Annotated in this window: 8 protein-coding genes; 1 reads left to right on the plus strand and 7 read right to left on the minus strand. The window is 71.6% G+C overall.

Translation table 11 applies throughout. The annotated features are described in order from the left end of the window. Positions 1-6: 6 nt before the first annotated feature. Positions 7-609, plus strand: a complete 603-nt coding sequence (locus tag ACWGDB_RS38160) for a TetR/AcrR family transcriptional regulator (RefSeq protein WP_453826653.1) — start codon at positions 7-9, stop codon at positions 607-609. On the opposite strand, the gene kynU is transcribed toward ACWGDB_RS38160, so the two are convergent. The 7 genes from kynU to ACWGDB_RS38195 form a co-directional block, all read right to left on the minus strand. Continuing rightward, on the minus strand, positions 606-1,823 hold the full coding sequence (gene kynU / locus ACWGDB_RS38165; RefSeq protein WP_453826654.1) for a kynureninase: 1,218 nt from the start codon (positions 1,821-1,823) through the stop codon (positions 606-608). The two genes, ACWGDB_RS38160 and kynU, sit on opposite strands and share 4 nt — an antisense overlap. Further along, a complete protein-coding gene (locus ACWGDB_RS38170; protein ID WP_453826655.1) occupies positions 1,816-2,664 on the minus strand; it encodes a tryptophan 2,3-dioxygenase family protein in 849 nt (282 codons plus the stop codon). The genes kynU and ACWGDB_RS38170 overlap by 8 nt, the downstream gene beginning before the upstream one ends. 154 nt (positions 2,665-2,818) lie before the next feature. Further along, positions 2,819-3,232: a DUF3151 domain-containing protein gene (locus tag ACWGDB_RS38175; protein WP_453826656.1), complete on the minus strand. Its 414-nt coding sequence runs from the start codon at positions 3,230-3,232 to the stop codon at positions 2,819-2,821. A gap of 221 nt (positions 3,233-3,453) precedes the next feature. After that, positions 3,454-4,935, minus strand: coding sequence for an MFS transporter (locus tag ACWGDB_RS38180; RefSeq protein ID WP_453826657.1), 1,482 nt, complete (start codon positions 4,933-4,935; stop codon positions 3,454-3,456). A gap of 75 nt (positions 4,936-5,010) precedes the next feature. Next, positions 5,011-6,033: a class II fructose-bisphosphate aldolase gene (gene fbaA, locus ACWGDB_RS38185; RefSeq protein WP_453826658.1), complete on the minus strand. Its 1,023-nt coding sequence runs from the start codon at positions 6,031-6,033 to the stop codon at positions 5,011-5,013. A 179-nt stretch (positions 6,034-6,212) separates the two neighbouring features. Beyond that, positions 6,213-6,761, minus strand: a complete 549-nt coding sequence (gene pyrE / locus ACWGDB_RS38190; protein WP_453826659.1) for an orotate phosphoribosyltransferase — start codon at positions 6,759-6,761, stop codon at positions 6,213-6,215. Positions 6,762-6,771: 10 nt separating this feature from the next. Then, positions 6,772-7,569: an aldose epimerase family protein gene (locus ACWGDB_RS38195; RefSeq protein WP_383615024.1), complete on the minus strand. Its 798-nt coding sequence runs from the start codon at positions 7,567-7,569 to the stop codon at positions 6,772-6,774. Positions 7,570-7,864: the final 295 nt, after the last annotated feature.

Here is a 7,864-nt window from a genome sequence, read left to right on the forward strand (position 1 = left end):
GCCGATATGTCCGCCGAGCCCGGCACCGTACGTCCCGGAGGGCGTACCGCGCGTGTCCGTGAGGCCGTGCTGCGGGCGGCCGGGGACGTCCTGGCGGAGCAGGGTTTCGACGGTCTCGACCTCGCCGACGTCGCCCGCCGGGCCGAGGTCGGCAAGACCACCGTGTACCGGCGCTGGGGCTCGGTGACCGGGCTGGTGGCCGACCTGCTCGCCGACATGGCAGAGCAGTCGCTGCCACGCGAGGACACCGGGTCCGTGCTGGGCGACCTGCTCGCCAACGCGGCGCTGGTGCAGCGGACGCTGGCCGATCCCCGGCAGGGCGCCCTGTTCCGTGCCGTCATCGCCGCGGCGACCTGCGACGAACGTACGGCGCAGGCGCTCCGCCGGTTCTACGAGATGCGGGTGGCGGAGTGGGCGCCGTGCGTGGAACAGGGCGTTGCCAAAGGGGAGTTGCCCGCCGGTACGGACGCGAAGGCGGTCGTACGGGCGGTGTCGGCACCCCTCTACTACGAGTTGCTGACGACCGGGGTGACCCCCGACGCCCCCGCCGCGGAGCGCGCAGCGCGGGCCGCGCATGCGGCTGCCGTGGCGGGGGTGTACGCCGATTAGCGCGGGGGCTCCCCCGGCAGCAGCGCCCCCAGCACCCGGGCCGCCCGTTCCACCTCCGCGAACCCCACGTACAGCGGCGTGAATCCGAACCGCAGCACATCGGGATGCCGGAAGTCGCCGACGACCCCTCGCTCGATGAGCCGCTGCATGACCTCCCCGGCGTTCTCGCAGCGCAGGGCCACCTGGCTGCCGCGTTCGTCATGGGCCACCGGGGTCAGCGACTCGACGCGACCCTCCCCCACATAGGCGCCGACGCACTCCAGGAAGAAGTCCGTCAGCGCCAGCGACTTGGCCCGCACCGCCTCGACCGACACACCGTCCCAGACCTCCAGGGCCGCCTCCAGGGCGAGCATGGAGAGGATGTCCGGCGTGCCGACACGGCCGCGCGGGGCGCCCGCGGCCGGCTCGTAGGCGGGACGCATGCCGAAGGGTTCGGCGTGCGAGTTCCAGCCGGGGAGCGGGGAGTCGAAGCGGTCCTGAAGGTCTCGGCGTACGTACAGGTACGCCGGTGAACCCGGGCCGCCGTTGAGGTACTTGTACGTGCAGCCCACCGCCAGGTCGACCCCGTGCTCGTCGAGTCCGACGGGCAGCGCGCCGGCGCTGTGGCACAGGTCCCACACGGCGATCGCGCCCGCCGCGTGCACGGCGGCGGTGAGGGCCGGCAGGTCGTGCAGCCGGCCGGTCCGGTAGTCGACGTGGTTGAGGAGGACGGCGGCGGTACGGCCGGACAGCGCCGCCGGCACCTCGGCGGGCGTCACGGGCCGTAGCGTACGGCCGGTCATCCGGGCCGCCGACTCGGCGATGTAACCGTCCGTGGGGAAGGTGGTCGCGTCGACCAGGATCTCGTCCCGGCCGGAACCTGCGGCCTCCGCCATCCGTACGGCGGCGACAAGTGCCTTGAAAACGTTGACACTTGTCGAGTCGCCGACCACGATCTGGCCGGCCGCCGCGCCGACCAGCGGGGCGATCCGGTCGCCGATCCGCTCCGGCGCCGTCCACCAGCCGCTCTCGTCCCAGGAGCGGATGCGCATCCGCCCCCACTGCCGCAGTACGACGTCCTCGACCCGTCCGGGCACGTTCGACGGCAGGGCGCCCAGCGAGTTGCCGTCGAGGTAGACGACCTCGTCGAGCATGAACTCCGCGCGCTTGCCCGCGAGTTCGTCGGTCGCGTCGAGCTTCTCGGCCTTGGTGGCGAGTTCGGCGAACTCAGACATGGGACCTCGCCGTCCACAGCTCCGGGAAGACGTTCTTCTGCGCCCGCTTCTCCAGCCAGGCCACGCCGGCGGAGCCGCCCGTGCCCGCCTTGGCGCCCATCGCGCGCCGGGTGGCGACCAGGTGGTCGTTGCGCCAGCGCCACACCAGTTCGGCCACGTCGGTGAGCGCCTCGCCCAAGCGGGCGAGTTCGGAGTTCTGGTCGCCGGAGTAGATCGCGGTCCAGGCAGCCTCTACCGCCGGCGACGGCTCGTACTTCTGCGACACGTCCCGCTTCAGCACGGTCTGCGGGATCGGGCAGCCGTGCCGGGCGAGGAAGCGCAGCACCTCGTCGTAGAGGCTCGGCTCGTGCAGAGCCTTCTCCAGCTCCGCGTGGACACGGGGGGCGCCGCGGTGCGGCACCAGCATGGACGCGGACTTCTCGGCGAGCAGGAACTCCATCCGGCGGTACATCGCCGACTGGAAGCCGGAGCCCTCGCCGAGGGCGCTGCGGTACGAGTTGAACTGGGCCGGCGTGAGCTGGCCGAGCGGCTTCCAGGAGGAGTTCAGGGCGTCCAGTTCCCGTACCGAACGCTTCAGGGCGTCGATCGCCACGGCCGGGCGGTCCTCGCGCAGGGCGCGTGCCGCGGTCTCCCACTCGTGGACGATGACGGTGAACCACAGCTCCATGACCTGGGTCGTGACCAGGAAGACCATCTCTCCGGGATCGTCGGAGAGGGTGTGCTGGAGGTGGGTGAGCACGTCCGCCTTGACGTAGTCCTCGTACGGCGTCGTGCCTGCGAAGTCGAGATTCGGGGTCTCGGGCTCCTGAGTCTCTGCGGACCTGTGAGCCTGCTGGGACATCGCTGTCTCCTGTGTAACTCCGGGTAGCGGTCCGCCCTGCCGTTATCGACAAAGGGGCCCCGGTCCCCACCCGGCATCCTCAGGGATGTCCCCCCGCATCGCAAGGCCCGCCCTCGTCACACCGGCGGGCCCCACGACAGGGGAGGCACGGTGGCTAGCCCAGGGTCTGGGCGGCCGTCGGCGAGGAGTCCTTCAGGAACTGTGAGCAGCGCTCGTACTCCTCCTGCTCGCCGATCGATCCCGCGGCGCGGGCGAGGGCGTGCAGGGCGCGCAGGAAGCCGCGGTTCGGCTCGTGCTCCCAGGGGACCGGGCCGTGGCCCTTCCAGCCGCTGCGGCGCAGGGCGTCCAGGCCGCGGTGGTAGCCCGTACGGGCGTAGGCGTACGACTCCACGACGCTGCCGCGTTCGAAGGCCTCGTCGGCCAGCTGGGCCCAGGCCAGGGAGGAGGTGGGGTACTTCGCTGCGACGTCCGCGGGGGCGGTGCCGCCGGCGAGGAGCTCGCGCGGCTCGGGGTCGTCGGGGAGGTGAGTCGGGGGCGGGCCCCCGAGGAGGTTTTCGTGAATGGCCATGGGTCAAGTGTGGGCCATCGCCGGGAGCAGTGGGTGTCGTGTCGTCGCCTCCGCCGCCCCTGCCCGTCCCGTCCGCCAGGCGCTGCCGCCCCTTCGCCCCCGCCCCCTGAGGGCCTGCGGCCCCCGGACCACCGCTGTCGGCCCTGAACGGGCCTCGTCCTCACACACCGGACGGGCTGGATCATGCGGGCCGGCTCCGGCAGAGCTCCCCGCACCCGCGCCTACCCCTCGCCTTCCGTCGGCACCTGCGACTTGCTCCGCACCCCCTCCAGCGGCGGCGAATTGATCGAGCCGTGGTGGAGGCATTCCGGTTTGCGGCAGTCCGGGGGCAGGGGACGTACCGTCGCGAAGGCGATGGCCGCGCCGACGACCAGGGCCCCGGCGCACCACATCATCGCCCGCCCGAAGGCCGTGTCGAAGGCGTCCGGCGAGCGGTAGGCCTCCTCCCCCATGCCGGCGAGCAGCGGCAGTGCGGCCACCGCGATCAGGCCCGCCGCCCGGGCCGCCGCGTTGTTGATGCCGCTGGCCAGGCCCGCGCGGGCGACGTCGACGGAGGCGAGGACGGTGGCGGTGAGCGGGGCCACGAGGGTGACCAGGCCGATGCCGAGGACGAGCACGGCGGGCAGCACGTCGGCGACGTACGAGGCGTCCTGGCCGACGCGCAGCATCAGCAGCATGCCGACCGCGCAGAGCAGGGGCCCGACGGTGAGCGGGATGCGTGGGCCGATCCGGTCGGCGAGCGCGCCGGAGCGGGCGGAGAGCAGCAGCATCAGGACGGTCGTCGGGAGCAGGGCCGTACCGGCGCCCAGAGCGGAGTAGCCGGAGACGACCTGGAGCTGGAGCGCGGCGAGGAAGAAGAAGCCGCCGAGGGCCGCGTACACACAGAGGGTGACGAGGTTGACGGCGGTGAACTGGCGGGACGCGAAGATGCCGAGCGGCATCATCGGATCCGGCCGGCGCTTCTCGACGTAGACGAAGCCGACCCCCGCGGCCACACCGGCCGCCGCGGAGACGGCGACGACCACCGAGCCCTCCTGGGCCTCGATCAGCGCGTACGTCACCAGGGCGAGGGACAGGGCGCCGAGGACCGCGCCGAGGACGTCGAAGCGGCCGTGCTTGCTGCCGTCCCCCGACTCCGGGACATGCCGTACGGCGATCGGCGCGCACGCCAGCGCCAGCGGGACGTTCAGGAGGAACACCCAGCGCCAGCCGGGCCCGTCCACCAGCCAGCCGCCCAGGAAGGGGCCCACCGCCGCGCCCACGCCCCCGAAACCCGACCACAGGCCGACCGCCCGCGCCCGGTCGTCGGGGTGGAAGGACGCCTGGATGAGGGCGAGGGAGCCGGGCGTGAGCAGCGCGCCGCCGATCCCCTGCAGCGCCCGCGCGGCGATGAGCACACCGGCGTTCGGGGCGATCCCGCACAGCAGCGAGGCCAGGGCGAACCACACCACGCCGACCACGAAGATCCGGCGCCGCCCGTACCTGTCCCCCAGCGAGCCGCCGAGCAGGATCAGCCCGGCCAGCGTGAGCATGTACGCGTTGACGGTCCACTGGAGCGCCGCGAGGTCGGCGTCGAGGTCCTCGCCGATGCGCGGGAGGGCGACGTTGACGACGGTCGAGTCCAGCATCGCCATGCTGGAGCCGAGGACGGTGGTGAGCAGGATCCACTTGCCCTGCGGTGAGGCCAGCCTGACGTCGGGCATGGTCCCAGGTATACAGCGAGCCCGGCGCCGTAGACAGGCGCCGGGCTCGGAAGTGTCCCGGGAGGGACCGGAGAACTACTTGATCCTCGTACCCGTCGAGCGCAGGTTCGAGCAGGCCTCCGTCACGCGCGCGGCCATGCTCGCCTCGGCGAGCTTGCCCCAGGTCCGCGGGTCATAGGTCTTCTTGTTGCCGACCTCGCCGTCGACCTTCAGGACACCGTCGTAGTTCTGGAACATGTGGGCCGCCACCGGACGCGTGAAGGCGTACTGCGTGTCGGTGTCGATGTTCATCTTGACGACGCCGTTCTCCAGCGCCGTCGCGATCTCCTCGGCGGAGGAGCCGGAGCCGCCGTGGAAGACGAAGTCGAACGGGGACGCCTTGCCGTACTTGGCGGCGACGCCGTCGTTCAGCTCCTTCAGCAGCTCGGGACGGAGCACGACGTTGCCCGGCTTGTACACGCCGTGCACGTTGCCGAAGGACGCGGCGAGCAGGTAGCGCCCCTTCTCGCCGAGACCGAGGGCCTCGACGGTACGGATGGCGTCGTCGACGGTCGTGTACAGCGAGTCGTTGATCTCGTGCGAGACGCCGTCCTCCTCGCCACCGGTCGGGGTGATCTCGACCTCGAGGATGATCTTCGCGGCGCGGGCGCGCTCCAGCAGCTCCTGCGCGATGGAGAGGTTGTCGGCGAGGGTCTCGGCCGAACCGTCCCACATGTGCGACTGGAACAGCGGGTTCTCACCGCGCGCGACACGCTCCTCGGACACGGCGATCAGCGGGCGTACGTACCCGTCGAGCTTGTCCTTCGGGCAGTGGTCGGTGTGCAGCGCGACGGTGATGTCGTACTTCTTGGCGACGATGTGCGCGAACTCGGCCAGGGCGACGGCGCCGGTGACCATGTCCTTGCTGTGCTGGCCGCCGAGGAACTCCGCACCACCCGTGGAGATCTGGATGATGCCGTCGCTCTCCGCCTCCGCGAAGCCGCGCAGGGCCGCGTGCAGGGTCTGGGAGGAGGTCACGTTGATGGCCGGGTAGGCGAACTTGCCTGCCTTCGCCCGGTCGAGCATCTCGTTGTAGACCTCGGGGGTTGCGATGGGCATCTGTCCGCTCCTTGGAGTGTGCGGGTTGACGTACTGCGTACAGCGTTCTTCTTTACGGCCCTGACCTAGACCTCGATTGCGACGTCATCGTCGGCATCGCCGGGGCCATCTTTCCATGACGAACCGGGATGCTCCGAGCGCCTGTCAGCAGCCGAGACGGACATCCGCCGGGACGGAGGTCAGTCGAGCCCCAACTCGTCCTTGGAGAACGCGAACAGGTACGGCACGCCCGCACCCTCCTGGATCTTCTCGGCGGCTCCGGTGGCCCGGTCGACGATCGTCGCGACGGCCACGACCTCGGCGCCGGCCGCGCGCACGGCCTCGACGGCGGTGAGCGGCGAGCCGCCGGTGGTGGAGGTGTCCTCGACGACGAGCACGCGCCGCCCGGCGATGTCCGGCCCCTCGACCTGCCGCTGCAGCCCGTGCGCCTTGGCGGCCTTGCGCACGACGAAGGCGTCGAGACGCTTCCCACGCGCGGCGGCGGCGTGCAGCATCGCGGCGGCGACGGGGTCGGCGCCCATGGTGAGCCCGCCCACCGCGTCGAACTCCAGCTCCGCGGTCAGATCGAGCAGCACCTGCCCGACCAGCGGAGCGGCCTCCCCGTCGAGGGTGATGCGCCGAAGATCGACGTAGTAGTCGGCTTCCAGCCCCGAAGACAGGGTCACCTTGCCGTGCACCACGGCCTTGTCCTTGATCTGCTGCAACAGCGCGCCACGTACGTCAGTCATGCCGCCCAGCTTAGAGGCGCCGCCAGCTCCAGACGGTCGCGGCCTCGAGCGGCTCCAGGGGCGTGACCAGGCGGGGCAGGGTGTTCAGCCCGTTGGGCGGCCCAGTCTGCGGCTCGACACACACGGCGGCCTCCTGCTCGTCGTAGACGACGACCCACTCCTCCCGACTGGCCACCTTCAGCTCCAGCTGCCCCGGCCAGGTGAGCGTGACGTCGACACCACCGGGCATCCCGAAACAGTCGTCCCAGGGCCCGGGCCGGGGCTCGATCCGGTTCCCGGTGGGCAGATGATCGTCACCGCGCTCTTCCTGCCAGGCGGGGCTGAAGTCGAGCAGCGCGTCCTGGGCGCCCGCTCCTCCGAGGTTCCGGTTGAACCAGGGATGCCAGCCGATCTGGGCCGGGAAGGACGTCTCGTACGTCTCGACGGACATGGTGAGGCTGAGACTGTCCGGGGTGAGCGCGATGACGTGGGTGACGCGGCCGGCGTAGGGCCAGGGCTCGACCAGGTCGTACGTGATGACGGCCTCGTCACCGGCGACCCTGGCCACCTTCCAGGCGCCGTCGCGTGCCGTGCCGTGGATGGCGTGCGGCGGGGCGCTCAACGGCATCTGCCGCACGACGGCCCCGTCCAGGAACCGCCCGTCCCGGATCCGCCCACACCAGGGAACCATCGGGAAACACCCGAACCGCTCCCCCTGCCGCAACAACTCCGTCCCCCCGACCCGAAGCCCCCCGACCCGCCCACCGTTCCCCGGCAGCACGTCCACCTCCGCGTCACCCGCGGTCAGCGTGATGTGTTCGTTACTCACGGGGATGACCCTACTGGGACGATCAAGGGGCCCGAAGCCCGTCCGGCGTTCGACGACGAGCCCGGTGCCTCTCGCCGCCGGTCCAGGCATTCCAGCCCGTCCGCCGTTCGGACGAGACGCGGCCATTCTCGGCGCCGGTCCAGGCATTCCAGCCCGTCCGGCGTTCGGACGAGACGCGGCCACTCCCGGCGCCGGTCCAGGCATTCCAGCCCGTCCGGCGTTCGGACGAGACGCGGCCATTCCCGGCGCCGGTCCAGGCATTCCAGCCCGTCCGGCGTTCGGACGAGACGCGGCC

It is taken from the genome of Streptomyces sp. NPDC055013, assembly GCF_053608645.1.

What these genes read in the sequence shown, in the direction of transcription:
- ACWGDB_RS38160 (WP_453826653.1), top strand. Translation starts at nt 7, where the DNA reads ATGTCCGCCGAGCCCGGCACCGTACGTCCCGGAGGGCGTACCGCGCGT.
- kynU (WP_453826654.1), bottom strand. Translation starts at nt 1,823, where the DNA reads ATGTCTGAGTTCGCCGAACTCGCCACCAAGGCCGAGAAGCTCGACGCG.
- ACWGDB_RS38170 (WP_453826655.1), bottom strand. Translation starts at nt 2,664, where the DNA reads ATGTCCCAGCAGGCTCACAGGTCCGCAGAGACTCAGGAGCCCGAGACC.
- ACWGDB_RS38175 (WP_453826656.1), bottom strand. Translation starts at nt 3,232, where the DNA reads ATGGCCATTCACGAAAACCTCCTCGGGGGCCCGCCCCCGACTCACCTC.
- ACWGDB_RS38180 (WP_453826657.1), bottom strand. Translation starts at nt 4,935, where the DNA reads ATGCCCGACGTCAGGCTGGCCTCACCGCAGGGCAAGTGGATCCTGCTC.
- fbaA (WP_453826658.1), bottom strand. Translation starts at nt 6,033, where the DNA reads ATGCCCATCGCAACCCCCGAGGTCTACAACGAGATGCTCGACCGGGCG.
- pyrE (WP_453826659.1), bottom strand. Translation starts at nt 6,761, where the DNA reads ATGACTGACGTACGTGGCGCGCTGTTGCAGCAGATCAAGGACAAGGCC.